Raw genomic sequence first — 21,427 nt, 5'->3', positions numbered from 1 at the left:
GTCGCGTCGCATAGGTGGCATGCGGGCTGCGTGCTGCAGCTTTTGCAGGGTATGCTCTGTTTCAGCTCGGGGGTACAGATGCTGCCCATACGCCGGCCCAAGATCGAGCACAGCTTTGCACGCCGCTTGCCGCACCCGGCCTTTCTTTTCCACTGCAAAGGAGTGAACGATGAAGACGCAAACCCGCACCTTTCCGCTCTTGCCGGCGCTGGCCCTGGCGGCCGCGTTCGGCTTGGCCGCGCCCGCCGCGCTGGCGCAAAAGCCCCATGCGGCGTACCGGCACCATCAGGTCGAGGGCAGCGCCCTGAACAACGTCACCGTCAGCGGCACCGGTCTGGTGGTCGATGTCGATGCCGATGCGCGCCAGGTCGTGATCAAGCGGCCCAACGGCGGGTATTCGATCTACCAGGTCGGCCCCGAGGTGCAAAACCTCGAAAAAATCCAGCGCGGTGACATGGTGCACGTGCGCTACCGTGTCAGCGTCGCACTGGAGCTGGCCCAGAACGGCTCGGGCGTGCGTGAGCGCGTCGAGCGCGTGGGCGAGCGTTCCCTGGCAGAAGGCCAGCCCGGCGGCCTCGCACGCCAGAGCATCACCGTGGTCGCCAACGTCGAGGCCGTGGACCGCGAGCACAGCGTCGTCACCCTGCACGACGCCAACGACCGCCTGTACGACGTGCATGTGAGCGATCCGGCGCGCCTCGAAAAAGTCAAGGTTGGCGACCAGGTCAAGGCCCGCATCACGCGCTCGGTGGCCATCGTCGTCGAGCCTGGTGCCGAGCCGCACTGAGCCGCGCTGCGACGTTACCTTCGGAGGGGAATTCCGGGGTTTTTTGCTCAAAAAATATAGCGCCTTGTGCTTTCTGAAAAAGCACAAGGCGCTTTTTTTCATCACTCATTTTTGCTTCAGAAAAAAGAGCGAAGCAAAAGAGCAAATCGCCAGTGCATCCGCACGCCCGCGCCGTGGCTCAATCCGCGAGCGCCGCCGCTTCCACCAGCCTTTGCGTGTACGGATGCCGCGGCGCCTGCAGCACTTGCAGCGCGGGGCCGGATTCGAGCACGGCGCCGTCTTTCATCACGATCACCTCGTGTGCCATGGCGCGTACCACTTCCACGTCGTGCGTGATGAGCAGGTAGCTCAGGCCCTTTTCGCGCTGCAGGCGCTGCAGCAGGCGCAGCACCTGCTGCTGGATGGTGACGTCGAGCGCGCTCGTGGGCTCGTCGAGCACGAGGATGTGCGGCTGCACGATCAGCGCGCGCGCAATTGCGATGCGCTGGCGCTGGCCGCCTGAGAATTCGTGCGGGTAGCGCGCGAGCAGGCCGGGGTATTGCGCCGCCGTCAGGCCGACTTCGGCGAGCGCGGTCTGCACGCGCTGGCGCCGCGCGGCTGCGTCGAGCGCGGGGGCGTGCACGCGCAGCCCTTCGCCGACGATCTCCTCTACCGTGAGGCGCGGCGAAAGCGACGAGAACGGGTCCTGGAACACCACCTGCACGCGCCGACGCAGCGCCTGGTTGGCGGGCACATTGCGTGTGGCCGGCGGCTGCCAGCGCTTCCCCGCGATCTGCAAGTCGCCCGTGTGCGGCAGCAGGCCGAGGATGGCCTGCGCGAGCGTGGACTTGCCCGAGCCCGACTCGCCCACCACGCCCAGCGTGCGCCCCGGCAGCAGCTGCAGCGTGGCGCCGCGCACGGCCTCGAAGCGCCCTTGCCTGAACCAGCCGCGCCAGCCCGGCAGCGGCACGGGGTAGCTCACGCCCAGGTCTTGCGTCTGCAGCACCGGCAGGATGTTGGCAGTAGAGCCGGGCGGCGGAGGGGCTTCCACCACGTCGCGCTGCGGGCGGCTGGCGAGCAGGCGGTGCGTGTAGGGGTGCTGCGGCGCGCGAAAGAGTTCGGCCACGGGGCCTTGCTCGACCAGCACGCCATGCTCGAGCACGGCCACGCGGTCGGCAAAGCGGCGCACGAGGTTCAGGTCGTGCGTGATGAGCAGCACGGCCATGCCGGTCTGGCGCTGCAGGTCGGCGAGCAGGTCGAGGATTTGCCGGCGCAGCGTCACGTCGAGCGCCGTGGTGGGCTCGTCGGCGAGCAGCAGCGCGGGCTCGCTCGCGAGCGCCATGGCGATCATGGCGCGCTGGCGCTGGCCGCCGCTGAGCTGGTGCGGGTAGGCGCCGGCGCGCCGTGCGGGCTCGGGGATGCCGGTTTTTGCTAATAATTCGATAGCTGCTTGCGCAGACTGTGCGGGCGTGAGCGCCTTCTTTAGCTGCAAAACCTCGGCGATCTGCCGGCCCACGGTCATGAGCGGGTTCAGCGCCGTCATCGGCTCCTGGAACACCATGGCCACTTCGCCGCCGCGCACGGCGCACAGCTCGCGCTCGCTCATCGCGAGCAGGTCGCGCCCGCGCAGCCTGGCCTGGCCGCTGATGGTGGCCTCGCCCGCGAGGCGCAGCAGGCTCAGCGCAGTGAGCGTCTTGCCCGAGCCCGACTCGCCCACGAGCGCGAGCTTTTCGCCGGGCGCAACGGTAAAACTCACGTGGCGCACCACCTCTTTGCTGCCAAAGCGCACGCACAGGTCCTGCACTTCGAGCAGCGGCGTCGCGGAGGTCGTCGGCGTGGCCGGGGTGCTCGTGGCGCTGTTCATCGGTCGGCCTTGCGCGGGTCGAGCGCGTCGCGCAGCGCGTCGCCCATGAAGGTCAGGAGCAGCAGCGTGAGCACGAGCACGCCAAAGGTGAAGAGCGAGATCCACCACGCATCGATGTTGTTCTTGCCCTGGCTCAGCAGTTCGCCCAGGCTGGGTGTGCCCGGCGGCACGCCCAGGCCGAGGAAGTCGAGCGAGGTCAGCGACAGAATCGCCGCACTCATGCGAAAGGGCAGAAAGGTCACCACGGGCGTGAGGCTGTTGGGCAGGATGTGGCGCCAGATGATCTGCCAGTTGCCCACGCCGAGCGCGCGCGCGGCTTTCACGTAGTCGAGCTGGCGGTTGCGCAAGAATTCGGCGCGCACGTAGTCCGACAGCCCCATCCAGCCAAACAGCGACAGCAGCACGAGCAGCAGCGCCACGCTGGGCGCAAACACCGCGCTGAAGATGATGAGCAAATACAGCTCGGGCATGGAGCTCCAGATTTCGATGAAGCGCTGAAAGGCCAAGTCCACCTTGCCGCCGAAAAAGCCTTGCATGGCCCCCGTGAGCACGCCCAGCAGCACGCCCGTAAAGGTGAGCACGAGCGCGAACAGCACGCTCACGCGAAAGCCGTAGATCAGCTGCGCGAGCAGGTCGCGCCCGCGGTCGTCGGTGCCCAGCCAGTTGTCGCGCGTGGGCGGCGCGGGGTTGGGGTACTTGGCAAAGTAGTTGATGGTGTTCGCGCCGTAGGGATTGAGCGTGTAGATCGCCCAGTTGCCGCCTTGCGCGAGGCGCTCGCGGATGAAAGGGTCGAGGTAGTCGGTGGGGGTTTCGAAGTCGCCGCCGAAGACCTTTTCAGGGTAGTCGCGCAGCATGGGAAAGTAGAGCTGGCCTTCATAGCGCACGAGCAGCGGCCGGTCGTTGCTGATGAGCTCCGCAGCCAGGCTCAGCAGCACCAGCGCGCAAAAGACGATCAGGCTGCCGTAGCCGAGACGGTTGCGCCGAAAGCGCCGCCACGCGCGGTACGCGGGCGACCAGCCCGGCGTGGGGTCGATCGCGGGGAGCAGCCCTGCGTCGGCGGTGACGGGGTCAGGGCCGCCCACGGCGTTCGTTGCAAATTCAGCCATGGCTGCCTGCGGCCAGATGGATCTTGTAGCTGCAGGCGATGTCGCTGTGTCCACTGTGCCCGCGCCCGATGAAGGCCGAAAAATGCGCGAGGCCGTTGCGCTGCGCGCGCAGCTGCTCGTCATAGCGCTGCACGCTGGTGCGCAACACCTCGCTCACGCCCAGGCCCTTAGCCTCGGCCAGGAAGTTGAGCTGCTGTTCGGCTTCGCCCTCGAAACCTGCATTCACGCGCATGATCCTGCTCCTGATTCGTCAATGGCTTGCATTGTGTGACAGCACGTCGCCCACGCCCATCCTGCCGTCACTGCCCCCCGTCGAACTTCACGCGCGGGTCCACCCACACGTAGCACAAGTCGCTCACGAGCTTGGTGAACAGCCCGATCAGCGTGAAAAGGTACAGCGTACCCAGCACCACGGGGTAGTCGCGCCGGATCACGCTTTCGTAGCTGAGCAGGCCCAGCCCGTCGAGCGAAAACAGCGTTTCGATGAGCAGCGAGCCGGTGAAAAACGCGCCGATGAAGGCTGCCGGAAAGCCCGTGACGATGGGGATCAAGGCGTTGCGAAACACATGCCGCCACAGCACCTGGCGCTCGCTCAGGCCCTTGGCGCGCGCGGTGAGCACGTATTGCTTGCGGATTTCTTCGAGAAAGGCGTTTTTCGTGAGCATGGTCGTCACGGCAAAGCTGCCCAGCACCATGGCCGTGACGGGCAGCGTGATGTGCCAGAGGTAATCGACGATGCGCGCGCCCCACGAGAGCTCGTCCCAGTTCGGCGAGGTCAGCCCGCGCAGCGGAAACCACTGCAGCTGGCCGCCAAAGATCACGAGCAGCGCCACGCCGAGCACGAAGCCGGGGATCGCATAGCCCACGAGCACGAGCAGCGTGGTCAGCAGGTCGAAGCGCGAGCCCGCGCGCACCGCCTTGGCTACGCCCAGCGGCACGGCCACGAGGTAGCTGATGAAAAACGTCCACAGCCCCAGGCTCACCGAGACGGGCAGCTTTTCGGCGATGAGCTGCCACACGTCCTTGTTCTGGAAAAAGCTGCGCCCCAGGTCGAAGCGCGCAAACTGCTGCAGCATCTGCCAAAAGCGCAAGTGCGCGGGCTTGTCGAAGCCGTACAAGGCTTTGATCTGCGCGATGCGCTCGGGATCGACCCCTTGCGCGCCGCGGTAGCTGAGCCCCGCGCCCTCGCCACCGTGTCCCAGCCCGGCCTTGGCCTCGGCCAGGTACTGCTCCACCGGCCCGCCGGGCACGAACTGGATCACCACAAAGGTCAGCAGCAGCACGCCCAGCAGCGTGGGCAACATCAACAGCAGGCGTTTGAGGATGTAGGTGGTCATGAACAGGTTCTCAGAGCGCCTTTGCTACGGCATCTACGCGCGCGGCGTGGATCAGTTCGCCGATTTTTTCGCCGCTAAGGCCCTTGCTCTGGGCGTGGGCGGCTATTTCGCTGGTAGCCACCGATTGCACTGCCGCGAGCGCCGCACGCAGCCGCGCGGCCTGCGGGTAGGGCGCATCTTCGCAGCCCAGGCGGCCGCGCACGTCGCATTCGCAGGCGAGCAATATCTCTTCGAAGCGCTGGGGCTTGCGGATCGCGTCGCAGCGCTCGAGCAGGCGCACGAGCGCCGCCGCGCCCAGGTCGCCGCTGCGGTGGATGTTGCCGTGCTCGCGCGCCACCACTTCGGCGAGTTCACGGCAGTCGTTGGGCACACGCCAGCGCGCGCACAGGCCTTTGAGCAGCTGCACGCTGCGCTGCTCGTGGCCGATGTGGCGCGGCAGAATGTCGGGCGGCGTGCTGCCCTTGCCCAGGTCGTGCGTGAGGCAGGCAAAGCGCACCGTGAGCGGCGCTTGCAGGCGCGCGGCCATGTCCAGCACCAGCAGCAGGTGCACGCCGGTGTCCACCTCGGGGTGGTGCTGCGGCGGCTGCGGCACACCCCAGAGCCGGTCCACCTCGGGCAGCAGCACGCGCAGCGCGCCGCATTCGCGCAGCACCTCGAACATGCGCGAGGGCTTGTCCTCCATGAGCCCGCGCGCGAGCTCCTGCCACACGCGCTCTGGCACGAGGTGGTCGGCCTCACCGTGCGCGACCATCTCGCGCATCAGCTGCATGGTCTCGGGCGCCACGCTGAAGTCGGTAAAGCGCGCCGCAAAGCGCGCCACGCGCAGGATGCGCACCGGGTCTTCGTGAAAGGCCTCGCTCACGTGGCGCAGCACGCGGCGTTGCAAGTCTTGTACCCCGCCATAAGGGTCAATAATGGCTCCAGCGCTTGCTGGATCAGCGCTTATAGCTATCGAATTGATAGTCAAGTCGCGCCGCGCCAGGTCTTGCTCCAGCGTCACATCGGGCGAAGCCTGCACCACGAAGCCACGGTAGCCGCGCCCGCTCTTGCGCTCGGTGCGCGCCAGCGCGTATTCCTCGCGCGTTTGTGGGTGCAAAAACACCGGAAAGTCGCGCCCCACGGGCAGGTAGCCCAGCGCCGTCATCTGCTCGGGCGTGGCGCCCACCACCACCCAATCGTGGTCGTTCACGGGCCGGCCCAGCAACTGATCGCGCACCGCGCCGCCCACCATGTAGATTTGCATGGGGCAAGTGTAGTGGCGGCGCTGCCGGGCGGCGGAGCAGCGCGGTTCTCAGCGCTGCAGCCGATAGGGTTCCTCGAATGCGCGGAAGTCCTGCTCCGCCAGCGCGTCGGCAATCCAGTCCTGCACGCCGGGCAGGGCACGCACGCGCTCGACGTAGGCGGCAATGTGCGGCGGCACGGGCAGGCCGTAGGTGATGAGGCGCATGCACACGGGTGCGAAATACGCGTCTGCGATGCTGAAGCGGCCCAGCAGCAGCGGGCCGCCCGATGCCTGCAGCAAGGCGCTCCAGAGCTCTGCCAGACGTTGCACGTCGGCACGCACGGTGGCCTGGTCGCGCCAGACGATGGCGCCGATGTCTGGTAGGCGGGCTTCGATGTTCATCGGGCAGTGGCTGCGCAGCGCGGTAAAGCCGCTGTGCATCTCGGCGCAGGCGCTGCGGCCCTGCGCGCGGGCGGCAGGGTCTCGTGGCCAGAGCTGCTTGTCCGGGTACTGTTCGGCCAAGGTCTCGGCGATGGCCAGAGAGTCCCACACCACGAGCGGGCCATCGACCAGCACGGGCACCTTGCCATTAGAACCTGTTCATGATCTTTTCATGGGGTACGCATGGCAGCAAACGGCCACGGTCTAGGCGCCTGCCGCAGCCCATGCTGGCGGCCTGGGCAAGGCGGGCAACGACGAGCGTGGCCGTTTGCTGCCATGCCCTTCGGGTTGCCCCGCAAAGGCAGCGTCTGCGGCGTTGCCCATCCTCGCCGCACATCAGTGCGGTTTGCGGTGGGCGCCTTGCATCCACTGCCTTTGCGGGGCAACGTACCCCATGAAAAGATCATGAACAGGTTCTTGGGGCTGATGCCCTGCAGGCTGCGCTTGAATTGCGAGTCGGATGCAAAACTGTCGAAACGGACCTTCACTTCCTCGAAGGCGATGCCCGCCTGGCGCATCAGCACCCAGGGGCGCATGGACCACGAGGAGTAGTTTTTGTTGCCGATGTAGAGCTTGGGCATGGCGGGTTCCTTGGAAGTGGGTGTCGCGAAAGCCAACACCGATTCTGCATTGTGCGGCGAGCCGATGGCAAAGCGGCCCGCGCTTGCAAGTGCGCAAGAATCGGATGGATGCAGGGGCATGCGTCCGCTATCGTGGCGCCTTCTTCTATCCCATAGCAATGCCATGAACACCGCCAGCCTCGCCCGTCTGCTGCTTCTGTCGGCCATTTGGGGCGCTTCGTTTCTGTTCATGCCGTATGGCATCGCCACCACGTACACGAAGATGGCCAGGTCGGTAGAGCCTTTTGCCAACGCCCACGGCAGCATGTGGGCGGCCACCCTGCTGCTGGCGCCGTTCGCCTGGCATGCGCCCGCGCTGCCCGGCGTGCCGCCGCTGCACGTCACGCTGTCGGTCGTGGCCCTTGGGGTGGTGTGCAGCGGAGTGGCTTATTTGCTTTACTTTCGCCTGATCGCCGATCTTGGCGCCGCGCCTGCCTTGACCGTGACTTTTCTCATCCCGGTGTTCGGCATCCTCTGGGGCGTGACCTTTCTGGGCGAGCATGTGGGTTGGCACACCCTGGTGGGCGGTGTGTCGGTGTTGTGGGGAACGGCTTTGGTGACGGGTTTTTCCATTTCCACCGTATTTCCGCAAAGGAAGCCCGATGCCGCTTGATGAATCCGCCGAGCAAAGCCGGCAATATGCACTCGTGGCGCGTGCCATCGCCTTCATCAGAGGCCACGCCACGCAGCAGCCTTCGCTCGAAGAAATTGCCGCGGCCGTGCATGTCAGCGCCTTTCACCTGCAAAGGGTTTTTGCGCAGTGGGCGGGCATATCGCCCAAGCGTTTTCTGCAGTATCTGACCAAGGAATACGCCAAGCAGCAGTTGCTGGCATCGCGCGACGCCTTGTCGGTCACGGAAAACGTGGGGTTGAGCAGCGTCAGCCGCCTGCATGACTTGATGGTGAGCTGTGAAGCCATGACGCCCGCCGAAGTCAAGGCTGCAGGAGCGGGGGTGAACATAGCCTTCGGCTTTGCCGCATCCCCTTTTGGCGAGGTCATGGTTGGCTGGACGCGGCGCGGGGTTTGCCATTTCGCGTTTTCGATCGCAAGCCACGAAGCCATGGCGGCGGAGCTGGCCACTTGCTGGCCGAGGGCCAACTTGGAGCGGGATGATCCGGGCGCACAGAATCTGCTGCATCAAGTCTTCCCTGCCACGCCCACCAAAGGGCGCGTGCACCTGGTGTTGCGTGGCACCAATTTCCAGATCAAGGTGTGGGAGGCGCTGATTTACACCGAATTCGCCCAGGTGATTTCGTACCAGCAACTGGCCCAGCATGCCGGCTTTGCTCACGCCCAGCGCGCCGTGGGCCATGCGCTGGCAGCCAATCAGATCGGTTTTTTGATTCCGTGCCACCGCGTGATCCGCGCAAACGGCGCAGCAGGCAACTACCGCTGGGGCGCCGAGCGCAAGCTGGCGATGCTGGCGTGGGAGGCGGGCAGAGGAGGCGAGCGATCTACACCGGCCACACCACCCCATGGTCGTTGAGGATCGCGTCGAGCGGCTGGTCGTGCGGCTCGGGCTCGAAGTCGTCGATGAAGCCCGGCGCAAAGCCCAGGCCCACGGTGGTGGGGCGCGGCTGCAGCGCAGCCAGCGTGCGGTCGTAAAAGCCGCCGCCGTAGCCCAGGCGGTAGCCGCCCGGCCCGTAGCCCACGCACGGCACGAGCAGCAGCGTGGGCACGATCAGCTCGGTGTCCTTGGGCTTGGGAATGCCGTAGGCGTCTTCTTCCATGGGGCAGCCGGGGTACCAGGCGTGAAAGCTCAGCGTCTTGTGCGTCTTGTCGATCACGGGCAGGCCGATGCGCCGGCGCACGGGCTGGCTTTGCAGCTCGCCGTCTTCCTTCCAGCGGTGCAGCGCGGGCAGCGGGTCGAACTCGCCCTTGATGGGCCAGTACGCGCCGATCACGGTGTCGGGGCGGCCGAGCAGCCAGATGCGCAGCACCTGCTGCAGGGCACGCACGCGCTCCGCGCGGTCGGGCAGGTTCAGGCGCTGCGCTACCAGGGCGCGCCGCAGGGCTGTTTTGTCCATCGGATAATCCTCTCCCATGCAATGGTCGAAGATTTTGACATCGCTTGCCGCCGTGCTGGCCGTGAGCGCACCACTGGCGTTTGCGCAGCCACAGGTGCCAAACCCTGGCGACGACACCATCCTCGAGATGCAGCAGGCCTTTCGCAAAGGCGATAAGCAAAAACTGCAGCAGCTTTTGCCCGCGGTGCGCGGCCACGCGCTCGAACCCTGGGCCGCGTATTGGGCGCTGCGCGCGCGCCTCGACGAAGCCGGCGCGCAGGAGGTGCAGGACTTTTTACAGCGCTACGCCGGCACCTACCAGGAAGACCGCCTGCGCAATGACTGGTTGCTGCTTTTGGGGCAGCGGCGCGAATGGGCGCAGTTTGCGGCACTTCTGCCCGGCTACCGCATGGGCGACGACCATGAGGTGCGCTGCTACGCGCTACTGATCGACGAGGTTGAAGGCCGCGCCGACGCGCGCGCCGCCGACGAGCTGCGCCGCCGCTGGTATGCGCTGCGCGAGGCCGACGACGGCTGCACGCAGGCCGCGAGCCGCTTTTACGCCGACGGCAAGATCAGCGCGCTCGACGTCTGGCGCAAGGCGCGTCTGGCCGTGGAGGCGAACAAGCCGCGCGCGGCGCGCAACGCCGTGGAAATCGTCGCGCCCGAGGCCCTGCCCGAGGCGCGCAGCATGTTCGAGGCGCCGAGCAAATACCTGCTGTCGTTTGCCACCACGCGCGGCAGGCTGCGCCGGGAGCTCGTATCGCTCGCGCTGATCCGCCTTGCCGCCAGCGACGTGGACAACGCCGCGCGCCTGCTCGACGCCAAGTGGGCGGGCCAGCTCTCGCCCGAGGAACGCAACTGGGTCTGGGGTGCGATCGGCAAACAGGCCGCGCTGCGCCTGGCGCCCGAGGCGCTCGACTACTTTGCCAACGTCACGCGCGAGCGGGATTTGACCGACGACATGCTGGCCTGGCAAGCGCGCGCCGCGTTGCGCGCCGGACAATGGAAAACCGTGCGCCAGGCCATAGACGCGATGAGCGAGGACGCACGCCGCGACAGCACCTGGGTGTATTGGAAGGCGCGCGCGCTGCTCGCGCAGCGTCACGTGAGCGACGCCGAGCGCGCCCAGGCACGCCAGCTGCTCGAGAGCATCGCCGGCCCGCAAGGCTTTTACGAGCAGCTCGCGCTCGAGGAGCTGGGCCAGCGCGTCACCGTGCCGCCTGCGCCCGCGCCGCTCACTGAGGAAGAAAAAGCCGCCGCACGCGCCAACGCGGCCTTGCAGCGCAGCCTGTACGCGATCGCGCTTGGCCTGCGCAGCGAGGGCGTGCGCGAGTGGAATTACGCCACCAATCTGCACACGAGCGGTGGCATGGGCGAGCGCGAACTGCTCGCGGCGGCCGACTTGGCCTGCGAGCGCGAGGTGTGGGACCGCTGCATCAACACCAGCGAGCGCACACGCAGCGTAATGGACTACCGTCAGCGCTTCCCCCTGCCGCTGCAGTCACTCGTGGTGGCGCGCAGCCAGGCCATAGGGCTCGATCCGGCCTACGTCTATGGCCTGATCCGGCAGGAGAGCCGCTTCATCCTCGATGCGCGCTCGGGCGTGGGCGCCGCGGGCTTGATGCAGATCATGCCCGCGACGGCGCGCTGGACGGCGCGCAAAATCGGCCTGAGCGGCTTCACGCCCGACCAACTGGCGGACCGCGACAGCAACGTCACGCTGGGCACGGCCTACCTCAAGCTCGTGCTCGATGGTTTCGAGGGCTCCATGCCGCTCGCCGCAGCCGCCTACAACGCCGGCCCGGGCCGCCCGCGCAACTGGCGCAACGGCCCTGTGCTCGAAGGCGCCATCTGGGCCGAGAACGTGCCATTTACCGAAACGCGCGACTACGTGAAGAAAGTGCTCGCCAACACCACCAATTACGCGGCAGTGCTCACGGGCCAGCCGCAGTCGCTCAAGGCCCGTCTGGGCCAGGTCGGGCCGCGCAGCGATGTGCAGGTGCCGGCGAATGCCGACTTGCCGTGAGGCGCAGGGGCGGCTAGGGCGCTGCGGTGTTCGTACCCCTGCACATGTGCACCCTTGCGCAGAGGTTCAGGCGTTGAGCAGCACCTCGCCCTCGCGCCGCGCCGCGCCCGAGCGCACGAGTTCGTCGGCCAGGCTTTCGAGCCAGGCGTGGCGGCTCTGATCGGCGAAATAGTTTTCGTGCAGCATGCAGAAGTACGGCGTGCCCTCGCCCCAGCTGCAGACGTAGCCGAGCGTGGTTTGCTGCCATTCGAGCAGCTTGTATTTGAGCAAGACCTTGGCCGCATAGAGCGCGTGCTTGCGCGGGTCTTGCACGAAGCCCTCGAGGCGCCGGCGCGCCACGTCGAGCGCGCGCGCCACGTCGCTGAACATGGGCCCGTGGCCCGGCAGCACCAGGCGCGGCTGCAGCGATTCGATCACGTCGAAGGTGGCGCCAACCTCGGCAAACGCGCTCTCGCCTTCGAGCTCGGGGAACACCACGCCAAAGCCGTTCGCCCACAGTGCGTCGGCAGAGATCAAGAGGCGCTCCTGCGGCTCGAACAGCAGCACGGCGTGCGGATCGTGACCGGGCGCGGCGTGCACCTGCCAGAGCCGGTCGCCGAGCGGGATTTCGCTGCCCGGCTGCAAGACGCCGTCGATCTCAAAGCGCGGGCATTCCTGCCCCGTGGGCGTGTAGCTCAGCGCATAAGGGTCCCAGTCGCGCACGTGGGCCGCGAGGCCCGGCGGGATCGCCGTTTGCGCCTCGGGCCAGGCGCTTTGCAGGGCCGCGTTGCCGCCGCAGTGGTCGCTGTGCAAGTGCGTGTTGAGGATGCGTTCGAGCGGCCGGCCGCCGAGCGCGGCGCGCACCAGCTCCACGGTCTGTGCGCCGTGGCTGTGGTAGCCGGTGTCGACGATGGCCGTGCCGTGGTGGCCTTGGAAAACGATGCTGTTGGCAGAAAGCCAGCCGCGCTCGAACAGGGCCATGTCAGGGGGGAGCGTGGGTGTTGCAGATGCCATGGTGGTACAGATTCTGTGTGCAGCAAAGGGGCGGCGCAAGGATGGCGCAGGGACGGCGCAGGGACGGCGCAGGGACGGGATAAGGGCAGCGGACTCTGCGCAGGTTTCCTGAGCGAACGATTGTTTGGTAAGGTTGCCCGATTTTGCCAATTTTCTGCCAGGTGCGTACAGCCTGTTTTCGTGGCAAAGACGTGAGGGGCAATGACCCAAAGGAGTGGACATGAATGCACGCTGGCAGCGCGCGGTGGTTTTCGGTTCCTGGCTGGCACTCATCGCCTGGCTGGCCTGGCAGTGGCCGCGCTCGCCTGCCCATGCGCTCGCGGGCTGGGCCCTGGCCTGGGTGGTGTACGGGCTCGTGCAGGCCTTGCCTTTCGTCTTCATGTGGCGTGCAAATCGCCATGAGCCCGTGCCGCGCCCGCGCCTCGCCCAACTGCTGCACGCCTGGGGCGCCGAGGCGTTGCACGCCTGCGTGGTATTTGGCTGGCGCCAACCCTTTTGCGAACATGCAGAACCCGACTGGCTGCCCGAGCCGCCGCCCCAGGGGCAAGCCACGCGTCGCGGCGTGGTGCTGCTGCACGGCTTTTTGTGCAACCGCGGCTTCTGGCTGCCCTGGATGCGCCTGCTGCGTGCACGCGGCCATGCCTACGTGGCGCCGACACTCGAGCCCGCATTCGGCTCCATCGACGACTATGCGGCGGCCATAGACGCCGCGGTGCGCCGCGTGGCGGCGGCCACGGGAATGCCGCCCGTCATCATTGGCCACAGCATGGGTGGCCTTGCGGCGCGCGCGTGGCTGCGTGCCTATGGCGGCAAAAGGGATGAAAAAACGGGCGCCGCAGGCGCAGATGCGGCCGAGCGCCGCGTGCACCGCATCATCACGCTGGGCTCGCCGCACGGCGGGGCCTGGAGCGCCTTCTTCACCCGTGCACACAACGGGGCACAGATGCGCATCGGCAATCGTTGGCTCGCGGCATTGCGGCAACACGAGCCCGCAGGCCGCGCCGCGCTTTTTACCTGCTGGTATTCCAATTGCGACAGCGTCGTGTTCCCGGCCAGCACGGCTACGCTGCCCGGCGCCGACAACCGCCTGGTGCCGGGGGTGGCGCATCTGCAGATGGCCTTTCATGCGCCGCTGGTGCAAGCCTGTCTGGAGGAACTCGAGGAACTTGCCGCCTGACGACGGGAGATAGGGGAAATAGCGAGTGGCGACCATAAGGGCTATTACTTACTCCCAAGAGGGAGGGCATCTTCTACAGTTGGTGCGGTACCACAAATTTGTTGCAGTGCAGCAAACGCGGGCAGATAATGCTGGGCATTAGGGTAAACCCTAGGATTGAAACCATGATCGCTACCAAAGACCCACATCAAACCACGGCGGGCGCCGGTGAAAATGGCGCGCTTGCTGCCAAAAGCGCAGCGCCGCGGCAAGAGGCCCATCGCCTGCCCGTGATGGTGCCCATACGCGCGCTGGGCCCTTCGCACCGCGAGCGCATCCGCACCCACCTGTTGCAACTCGATCCGCGCGATCGTTATCTGCGCTTCGGCTACGCTGCGACCGACGAGCAGATCGGGCGCTATGTCGATTCGATCAATTTCGACCGCGACGAAGTGTTCGGCATCTTCAACCGGCGTCTGGAACTCATCGCCATGGCACACCTGGCATTCAGCGAGCACCCCGAATACAAGCACTGCGCCGAGTTTGGCGTGTCCGTGCTCAAGCAGGCGCGCGGCAAGGGCCTGGGGGCACGCCTGTTCGAGCGCGCCGTGATGCACGCGCGCAACGAGGGCGTGAACATGATGTTCATCCACGCCCTCACCGAGAACGTGCCCATGCTCAAGATCGCGCGCAAGGCCGGGGCCGTGGTGCGCTACGAAGGCTCCGAGTCCGAGGCCTTTTTGCAGATACCGCCGGGCAGCTTCGACACACGCATGGCCGAACTGGTGGAGCAGCAGTACGCCGAACTCGACTACCAGTTCAAGCGGCAGGCCAAGCATTTCTGGGATTTGCTGGGCGGTCTGCAAGAAATCCGCCAGGGCGTGCGCGAGGCGCGCCACAAGTCGGCGCAATAGGGCAGAGACCCTACCGCGTGCCGCGGGTGGGTGCAGGCGGATATTTGGCGCGGCGTCACGCCGATCCGCTATCCTCTCGGCTAGCACCACTACCGCATGTCCTGCACGCCAAGACAGTGTCCGACCCACACCCTACACGCCCGCCCGAAAAGGAAGACAAGCGCAGCTTCCTGCAAAAAGTCGCCGAGTTCATCCACCCCGGACCGGATTCGACGCAGGAGCTCATCGAAGTCCTGGCCGAAGCGGAGGACAATGATCTCATCAAGGCCGATGCCCGCGTGATGCTCGAGCGCATCATCGGCCTGGCCGACATGACGGCGGGCGACGCCATGGTGGCGGCGCCGCGCATGGACGTGATCGATATCGACATGCCCTACGACGCACTGCTGGACTTCGTCATCCAGACCGGGCATTCGCGTTTTCCCGTGTACCAGGGCGAGCGTGAAAACATCATCGGCACGCTGATGGCCAAAGACCTGCTCAAGCTGCAGCGCACTCCGGACCTCGGAGCCTGTCGGACTTTGGGCGTCGAAAGCGAGAATGCGCCCCAGCGAGGCCAGTTTTTGCCGGATTCGCCGCCCCATAGTGGTGCTATGGGGCAAGAAAACGGTAAAAAATGGGCCGCTGCGGCACATTCGCAGCCGACGATTCCAAAGCCCGACAGGCTCCTAGGCGTGCGCGCGCTGCTGCGGCCGGCGGTGTTTGTGCCCGAGAGCAAGGCGCTCGATGACCTGTTGCGTGAGTTTCGCGGCAACCGCAACCACATGGCCGTGGTGATCGACGAGTTTGGCCGCGTCGCGGGCCTCATCACCATCGAGGACGTGCTCGAGCAGATCGTCGGCGAGATCGAGGACGAGTTCGACATCCCTGAAGAAGAGGGCGACATCTTCGCCCTGGCCGACGGCACGTACCGCGTGAGCGGCGACACGCCCGTGGAGCGCATTCGTGAGGTCTTCGACGCGCCACTGCAGGGCGACGAGGCCGAAGAGCAGTTCGCCACCATTGGCGGCTTGGTCGCGCACGAGATGGGCCACGTGCCCAAGCGCGGCGAGCAACTGCAGCTCGCGGGCCTGGACTTCATGGTCCTGCACACCAAAGGGGGCGCGGTGCGCTGGTTCAAGGTCGCGCGCAGCGCCGGCGCTGCTGGCTGATGGGCGCGGTTTTGTCCTGGCGCGGTGCGCTGGCACCGCTTTTCATCGCCGCGGTGGCTGGCGTCGCGCAGGCCATGGCGCTCGCCTGGCCCGGCAGCGGCGCGCCGCAATGGTGGCTGCAGATCGTGTCGCTTGCGGTGTTCGCGCGCCTGCTGTGCCAGCCCGTGTCGTGGCAGCGCGCCGCGCTGCTGGGCTGGGTGTTTGCGACGGCCTGGCTCACGGCGACTTTCTGGTGGCTGTTCATCTCCATGCACACCTACGCTGGCCTGGCGGCGCCGCTGGCCGTGGCGGCGGTGCTGGGGCTCGCGCTGTTTCTCGGTGCCTACTATGCCGTGGTTTCAGGGCTTTTTCGCGCGTTTGCGCCCGTCCATAAAGCGTGGGCCGCTCTTTTTTTTGCTGCGTGCTGGCTGCTTGCGGAACTCGCGCGCGGCACCTGGTGGACGGGCTTTCCGTGGGGCGCGGGCGGCTACGCGCATGTCGAGGGGCCGCTGGCCGCACTCGCGCGCTGGGTCGGCGTCTATGGCATAGGCGCGGTGGCGGCGGCGCTCGCGATGGGGCTGGCGCAGCTGCGCCTGCAGGACTTGCGCCGCGCGCGCACCTGGCTGCTCGTGGCTGCGGCGGCGGTGTTGCTTGCCGCGGCGCATGGGCAGCGCGCTTGCGCATTGGGCGACCTCACCGGCCTGCCAGGCTGCACGCGCGCCGAGCAGGCCATCCCAAAAGATGGCGCAAAAGCGCCCGGGCGCGTGAGCCTCGCGCTGCTGCAGGGCAACATCCCGCAGGACGAAAAATTCCAACCGGGCACGGGCGTAGCGCTGGCCCTGCGCTGGTATGGCGAGGCGCTGCTGCAGACCCAAGCGGCGCTCGTGGTGGCGCCCGAGACGGCGATTCCGCTGCTGCCGCAGCAGCTCATTCCCGGCTATCTGGAAACCATCGCGGCGCATTTCACGCAGGGCGCGCAGGCGGGCTTGCTCGGCATTCCGCTGGGCGATGCCGACATCGGCTACACCAATTCCGCGCTGGGCTTTGCGCCGGGGCAGGCCAAACCCTACCGCTACGACAAACACCACCTGGTGCCCTTTGGCGAATTCATCCCGCCGTTTTTTCGTTGGTTCACCGAGATGATGAACATCCCGCTGGGCGACTTCAGCCGCGGTGGCGTGGGTCAGCCATCGTTTGCCTGGGCCGGACAGCGCTTTGCGCCCAACATCTGCTACGAGGATTTGTTCGGCGAGGAGCTCGCCGCGCGCTTTGCCGACGCGACGCGGGCGCCCACGGTGTTCGTCAACCTCAGCAACATCGCGTGGTTCGGCGACACGCTGGCCATAGACCAGCATTTGCAGATCAGCCGCATGCGCGCGCTCGAGTTCGAGCGCCCCATGGTGCGCGCGACGAACACCGGCGCCACCGCCATCATCGACTACCGCGGCACGGTCACGCACCAGCTGCCGCGCCTCACGCGCGGCGTGCTCTACGGCACGGTGCAGGGCCGTGGCACGGACGCGGCGCAGGGCGGCGACCAGCGCACGCCCTACGCGCGCTGGGCCGCGCGCTGGGGCCTGGCGCCGCTGTGGCTCGCGGCTTTTGGGGTGGTTTTCTTGACCTGGTTGCGGTGGTGGCGGCAGCAGCGACGTCTCTTGACCGGATAATCGCGGTTTTTACGCGCAGCCCGCGCGCTGTACGCACGGCCGGGGCGCAACCCTTTTTTGCCCCATTTTGGAGCACGTTTGACATGGTAGATTCCTTTTCCTACGAGCAACTGATCGCCTCGGCAGAAGGCAGGTTGTTCGGTCCCGACAGCGGCCGTCTGCCGCTGCCGCCCATGCTGATGTTCGATCGCATCACGCACATCGACGACGATGGCGGTGCGCATGGGCTGGGAAAGATCCGTGCCGAGCTCGACGTGCGCCCCGACCTGTGGTTTTTCGCCTGCCATTTTCAGGGCGACCCGGTCATGCCTGGCTGCCTGGGACTGGACGCCATGTGGCAACTGATAGGCTTTTATCTGACCTGGCTGCGTCTGCCGGGCCGCGGGCGCGCGCTCGGTGCGGGCGAGGTCAAGTTCACCGGCGAGGTCGGGCCCGAGGCCAAGCTCGTGCGCTACGACATCGACATCAAGCGCGTGATCAAGCGCAAACTCGTGATGGCCATAGGCGACGCGCGCATGTCCGTCGATGGCCAGGAAATTTATGTTGCCAACGACCTGCGCGTGGGGCTGTTCCAGCAAAACAAGGGGCTCAGCGGCACAGCGCAGGGCAGTTAAGGAGGAATCGCATGAGCAGCAAGCAACGCGTAGTCATCACCGGCACCGGCATCGTCTCTTGCATAGGCAACGACAGCGCCAGCGTCACGGCGGCGCTGCGCGCGGGGCGTTCGGGCATTCGCGCCATGCCCGAGTTTGCCGAAATGGGCTTGCGCAGCCAGGTCGCGGGCGTGCCGCAGATCGACCTCGAGGCGCACATCGAGCGCAAGCAGCTGCGTTTCATGGGCGACGCCGCGGCCTACGCGCATATCGCGCTGGCACAGGCGATCGCGCAGGCGGGCCTCACGCCGGCCGAAGTCTCGCACCCGCGCACGGGGCTCATCATGGGCTCAGGCGGCGGCTCGCCGGCCAACCAGATCGAGGCGGCCGACATTTTGCGCAGCAAGGGCATACGGCGCGTGGGGCCGTACCAGGTCACGCGCTGCATGAGCTCCACCGTGTCGGCGTGCCTGTCCACGAACTTTGGCATCAAGGGCGTCAACTATTCGATCACCTCGGCCTGTAGCACCTCGGCGCATTGCATAGGCGTGGCCGCGCAGCAGATCGCCTTCGGCCTGCAGGATGTGATGTTCGCGGGCGGCGGCGAGGAGCTCAGCTGGGGCATGGGCATGCTGTTCGACGCCATGGGTGCCATGTCCAGTGCCTACAACGCCACGCCTGAAAAGGCCTCGCGCCCCTACGACCTGCACCGTGACGGTTTTGTGCTTGCGGGCGGCGGCGGTGCCGTGGTGCTCGAGAGCCTCGCGCACGCGCAGGCGCGCGGCGCCACCATCCTCGGCGAAGTGGTGGGTTTTGGTGCCACCTCGGACGGCGTGGACATGGTTGCGCCATCGGGCGACGGCGCCGTGGCCTGCATGCGCCAGGCGATTGCGGGCCTCACCGAGCCTATCGATTACATCAACACGCACGGCACGTCCACGCCCGTGGGCGACGTCCCCGAGCTGCGCGCGATCCGCACGGTGTTCGGCGATGCGATCCCGCCGTTTTCCTCGACCAAGTCGCTCACGGGCCACTCGCTCGGTGCAACCGGCGTGCAGGAGGCCATCTACTGTCTCTTGATGCTGCAGCAGGGTTTCATCGCGGGTTCGATCAACGTCGAGACGCCCGATCCTGCGGCCGAGGGCATGCCGCTCGTGCGCGAAACGCGCGACGCGGCTATCCGCACCGCCTTGTCCAACAGCTTCGGCTTCGGCGGCACCAACGCTTGCCTGGTGCTACGCCGCTGGGACGGCGCTTGAGGACGCGAAAAAGGCCCGGGCATCCTTCTTCCATTCATTTTTTGCTGCGCGGCGCGCCTGCCGCGCGCTCCACGCCATGCTCACCTTTCAGCAAATCATCCTCACCCTGCAGCGCTACTGGGATGCCCAGGGCTGTGCACTCTTGCAGCCTTATGACATGGAAGTCGGCGCAGGTACGTCGCATACAGCTACATTTTTAAGAGCTATCGGCCCCGAACCATGGAAGGCCGCCTACGTGCAGCCCAGCCGCCGCCCCAAGGACGGCCGCTACGGCGAAAACCCCAACCGCCTGCAGCACTACTACCAATACCAGGTCGTGCTCAAACCCGCGCCGAGCAACATCCTCGAGCTCTACCTCGGCTCGCTCGAGGCACTGGGGTTCGATCTGAAGAAAAACGACATCCGCTTCGTCGAAGACGATTGGGAAAACCCCACGCTGGGCGCCTGGGGCCTGGGCTGGGAGGTGTGGCTCAACGGCATGGAGGTCACGCAATTCACCTACTTCCAGCAGGTCGGCGGCCTGGACTGCCGCCCGATCACGGGCGAAATCACCTACGGTCTGGAGCGCCTGGCGATGTACCTGCAAGGCGTGGACAACGTGTATGACCTGCAGTGGACCGAAGGGCTGAGTTACGGCGACGTGTTCCTGCAAAACGAGAAAGAGCAGTCGGCCTACAACTTCGAGCACAGCGACGCGGCCTTTTTGTTCACGGCCTTCGATGCGCACGAAAAGCAGGCCCAATACCTGATGGCGCAGCAGCTCGCGCTGCCCGCCTACGAACAGGTGCTCAAGGCCGCGCACACTTTCAATTTGCTGGACGCGCGCGGCGCGATCAGCGTGACCGAGCGCGCGGCCTACATAGGCCGTATCCGCAACCTTGCGCGTGCCGTGGCACAGAGCTACTACGACAGCCGCGAACGCCTGGGCTTTCCGATGGCGCCGCGTGAATGGGTGGCGCAGCTCGCGCCCAAGGCCGCCTGAGGGTCGGGGCCATGGGTCGGGGCGATGAAGCGTGCGGCCACTACAATGTAGATACGAGTATCTACGTTTGCGCTGAGAAAGGAGCCGACCATGGGAGCGAATGACCTGCCCACCGAGGGCCTGGACCTGACCGTGAGCCGCTGGGGCAACAGCCTTGCGGTGCGCCTGCCCGCAGCGCTTGCGCGTGAACTTGGCGTGCGCGAGGGTGACACCTTGCACCTGCAGCCGCCCGAAGCCACGCCGGGCGGCGCCTGGCAGCTTTCGGCTCGGCGCCAGCGGCCCAAGCTCAGCAAAGAGGAGCTGATCGCGCGCATCCGCGAACATCTGGCCAGCATGCCGCTGACCGAGTCGGTGATCGAGGAAGTGCGCGCCAATGAGCGTTATTGACAACGCCATTGACGCGCGCTTTTGAAAACCCACGACCGCAAGCCTGCTCAAGTCTTTCATGCCTGTCACGACCCTGCACCACCCGCCGCGCCGCTGGGACGCCACCTATGTCGACACCAGCGTATGGTGCGCCTACGGCTTTCGCCAGGCCGAGAGCGCGCCCGCCGTGGCGTGGCTGGAGGCGCAAGACCTGACACACCTGGGCACAGCCTGGTGGGCCGAGACCGAATTTGCGAGCGCGCTGAGCATCCAGGTGCGCAAAAAAGCCTTGTCGCAGGGGCAGGCGCGCCATGCGGGGGAACGCTTTGCCGACCTGATGGCGGCCGTGCACCGCCTGAACGTGATCGAAGCCGACTTTCTGCAAGCCGCCGACTGGGTGGCCGATGCGGCGAGCGGCCTGCGTGGCGGCGACGCGCTGCACCTCGCGGTGGCGCAGCGCCACGGCTGCAAGGCCGTGGCCACGCTGGATACCGCGATGCGGGCGAGCGCGCAGCGGCTGGGCTTTCGCATCGTGACCCTTTCGAATCGTTGATTTTTTGTCATAGGAATGGAATGAACGCCAACGCGAATCTGCTGGTGGAATTGTTCGTCGAAGAACTGCCGCCCAAAGCGCTGAAGAAACTGGGCGACGCTTTCGCCGGCGTGCTTGCCGAGCAGCTGCGTGCGCAGGGACTGGCCGGGGCCGATGCCAAAGTTACGGCCTACGCCTCGCCGCGCCGCCTGGCTGCGCACATCACCGACGTGGCCGCCAAGGCCGCCGACCAGGCCGTGCGCCAAAAGCTCATGCCCGTGGCCGTGGGGCTGGACGCGCAAGGCCAGCCCACGCCCGCACTGCGCAAAAAGTTGCAGGGCTTGGGCGTGGACATAGGCAGCGACGCGGCGCTCGCGGCCGTGGGGGGGCGCGGGGGGCGCGCGGGGGCCCGGCAGGCCCCGCCGCGGGGGTTCGGGCCCCGG

At 66.6% G+C, this 21,427-nt stretch carries 20 protein-coding genes and 3 pseudogenes; 14 read left to right on the top strand and 9 right to left on the bottom strand.

Going from position 1 to position 21,427, the window contains the following annotated elements:
• Positions 1–169: 169 nt before the first annotated feature.
• Positions 170–787 (top strand): copper-binding protein, encoded by a 618-nt coding sequence (locus tag FK527_RS13075; RefSeq protein WP_144734672.1) that lies wholly within the window; start codon positions 170–172, stop codon positions 785–787.
• A 178-nt stretch (positions 788–965) separates the two neighbouring features.
• On the opposite strand, the gene FK527_RS13070 is transcribed toward FK527_RS13075, so the two are convergent.
• The 7 genes and pseudogenes from FK527_RS13070 to FK527_RS13040 all read right to left on the bottom strand — a co-directional run.
• A complete protein-coding gene (locus tag FK527_RS13070) occupies positions 966–2,630 on the bottom strand; it encodes an ABC transporter ATP-binding protein (RefSeq protein ID WP_144734668.1) in 1,665 nt (554 codons plus the stop codon).
• Positions 2,627–3,736, bottom strand: coding sequence for an ABC transporter permease (locus tag FK527_RS13065; RefSeq protein ID WP_144734665.1), 1,110 nt, complete (start codon positions 3,734–3,736; stop codon positions 2,627–2,629). The genes FK527_RS13070 and FK527_RS13065 overlap by 4 nt, the downstream gene beginning before the upstream one ends.
• The gene (locus FK527_RS13060; RefSeq protein ID WP_144734662.1) at positions 3,729–3,968 is read right to left on the bottom strand and encodes a hypothetical protein; all 240 of its coding nucleotides are present in this window, start codon (positions 3,966–3,968) and stop codon (positions 3,729–3,731) included. Before FK527_RS13060 ends, FK527_RS13065 begins: the two co-directional genes overlap by 8 nt.
• A gap of 67 nt (positions 3,969–4,035) precedes the next feature.
• Positions 4,036–5,073, bottom strand: a complete 1,038-nt coding sequence (locus tag FK527_RS13055; protein ID WP_144734659.1) for a microcin C ABC transporter permease YejB — start codon at positions 5,071–5,073, stop codon at positions 4,036–4,038.
• Positions 5,074–5,083: 10 nt separating this feature from the next.
• Positions 5,084–6,316, bottom strand: coding sequence for a multifunctional CCA addition/repair protein (locus FK527_RS13050; RefSeq protein WP_144734656.1), 1,233 nt, complete (start codon positions 6,314–6,316; stop codon positions 5,084–5,086).
• A gap of 48 nt (positions 6,317–6,364) precedes the next feature.
• Positions 6,365–6,883: pseudogene (locus FK527_RS13045) on the bottom strand (glutathione S-transferase C-terminal domain-containing protein); the annotation flags it as partial.
• Between the two features lie 272 nt (positions 6,884–7,155).
• A pseudogene (locus FK527_RS13040) lies at positions 7,156–7,317 on the bottom strand (thioredoxin domain-containing protein); the annotation flags it as partial.
• Between FK527_RS13040 and FK527_RS13035 the strand changes: the two are divergent.
• A complete protein-coding gene (locus FK527_RS13035) occupies positions 7,316–7,969 on the top strand; it encodes a DMT family transporter (RefSeq protein ID WP_144734650.1) in 654 nt (217 codons plus the stop codon). The pseudogene FK527_RS13040 and the gene FK527_RS13035 sit on opposite strands and share 2 nt — an antisense overlap.
• Entirely contained in the window at positions 7,959–8,843 is an 885-nt protein-coding gene (locus FK527_RS13030; protein WP_144734648.1) for a methylated-DNA--[protein]-cysteine S-methyltransferase, read from the top strand. Before FK527_RS13035 ends, FK527_RS13030 begins: the two co-directional genes overlap by 11 nt.
• Here FK527_RS13030 and FK527_RS13025 read toward each other — a convergent pair.
• Entirely contained in the window at positions 8,812–9,384 is a 573-nt protein-coding gene (locus FK527_RS13025; RefSeq protein WP_144734645.1) for a 5-formyltetrahydrofolate cyclo-ligase, read from the bottom strand. The genes FK527_RS13030 and FK527_RS13025 overlap by 32 nt on opposite strands.
• A gap of 16 nt (positions 9,385–9,400) precedes the next feature.
• Here FK527_RS13025 and FK527_RS13020 point away from each other — a divergent pair, with 16 nt between their 5' ends.
• Positions 9,401–11,392 carry a lytic transglycosylase domain-containing protein gene (locus FK527_RS13020; protein ID WP_144734642.1) on the top strand — a complete coding sequence of 664 codons (1,992 nt, stop codon included), beginning with the start codon at positions 9,401–9,403 and terminating at the stop codon, positions 11,390–11,392.
• Positions 11,393–11,458: 66 nt separating this feature from the next.
• Here FK527_RS13020 and FK527_RS13015 read toward each other — a convergent pair whose 3' ends face one another.
• Positions 11,459–12,385 (bottom strand): MBL fold metallo-hydrolase, encoded by a 927-nt coding sequence (locus FK527_RS13015; protein WP_144734640.1) that lies wholly within the window; start codon positions 12,383–12,385, stop codon positions 11,459–11,461.
• A 220-nt stretch (positions 12,386–12,605) separates the two neighbouring features.
• On the opposite strand from FK527_RS13015, the gene FK527_RS13010 reads away from it, so the two are divergent.
• The 10 genes and pseudogenes from FK527_RS13010 to FK527_RS12960 form a co-directional block, all read left to right on the top strand.
• Complete coding sequence (locus tag FK527_RS13010; protein ID WP_144734638.1) at positions 12,606–13,562, top strand: esterase/lipase family protein; 957 nt, start codon at positions 12,606–12,608, stop codon at positions 13,560–13,562.
• A 164-nt stretch (positions 13,563–13,726) separates the two neighbouring features.
• Positions 13,727–14,455, top strand: a complete 729-nt coding sequence (locus tag FK527_RS13005; protein ID WP_144734636.1) for a GNAT family N-acetyltransferase — start codon at positions 13,727–13,729, stop codon at positions 14,453–14,455.
• Between the two features lie 116 nt (positions 14,456–14,571).
• Positions 14,572–15,606: a CorC family transporter gene (locus FK527_RS17595; RefSeq protein ID WP_246072801.1), complete on the top strand. Its 1,035-nt coding sequence runs from the start codon at positions 14,572–14,574 to the stop codon at positions 15,604–15,606.
• Positions 15,606–17,252, top strand: coding sequence for an apolipoprotein N-acyltransferase (lnt, locus tag FK527_RS12990; protein WP_144734634.1), 1,647 nt, complete (start codon positions 15,606–15,608; stop codon positions 17,250–17,252). Before FK527_RS17595 ends, lnt begins: the two co-directional genes overlap by 1 nt.
• 83 nt (positions 17,253–17,335) lie before the next feature.
• Positions 17,336–17,866, top strand: a complete 531-nt coding sequence (fabA, locus tag FK527_RS12985) for a 3-hydroxyacyl-[acyl-carrier-protein] dehydratase FabA (RefSeq protein ID WP_144734632.1) — start codon at positions 17,336–17,338, stop codon at positions 17,864–17,866.
• A gap of 11 nt (positions 17,867–17,877) precedes the next feature.
• On the top strand, positions 17,878–19,104 hold the full coding sequence (gene fabB / locus FK527_RS12980) for a beta-ketoacyl-ACP synthase I (RefSeq protein WP_144734630.1): 1,227 nt from the start codon (positions 17,878–17,880) through the stop codon (positions 19,102–19,104).
• A 76-nt stretch (positions 19,105–19,180) separates the two neighbouring features.
• Entirely contained in the window at positions 19,181–20,086 is a 906-nt protein-coding gene (glyQ, locus tag FK527_RS12975) for a glycine--tRNA ligase subunit alpha (protein WP_144734628.1), read from the top strand.
• Between the two features lie 90 nt (positions 20,087–20,176).
• Entirely contained in the window at positions 20,177–20,473 is a 297-nt protein-coding gene (locus tag FK527_RS12970) for an AbrB/MazE/SpoVT family DNA-binding domain-containing protein (protein WP_222116154.1), read from the top strand.
• A 58-nt stretch (positions 20,474–20,531) separates the two neighbouring features.
• Positions 20,532–21,005 (top strand): type II toxin-antitoxin system VapC family toxin, encoded by a 474-nt coding sequence (locus FK527_RS12965; RefSeq protein ID WP_144734626.1) that lies wholly within the window; start codon positions 20,532–20,534, stop codon positions 21,003–21,005.
• A 20-nt stretch (positions 21,006–21,025) separates the two neighbouring features.
• A pseudogene (locus FK527_RS12960) lies at positions 21,026–21,427 on the top strand (glycine--tRNA ligase subunit beta); the annotation flags it as partial.

The organism is Extensimonas perlucida, from assembly GCF_007655255.1.
Taxonomy (GTDB): domain Bacteria; phylum Pseudomonadota; class Gammaproteobacteria; order Burkholderiales; family Burkholderiaceae_C; genus Extensimonas; species Extensimonas perlucida.
This window is presented reverse-complemented; position numbering and strand designations above follow the sequence as displayed.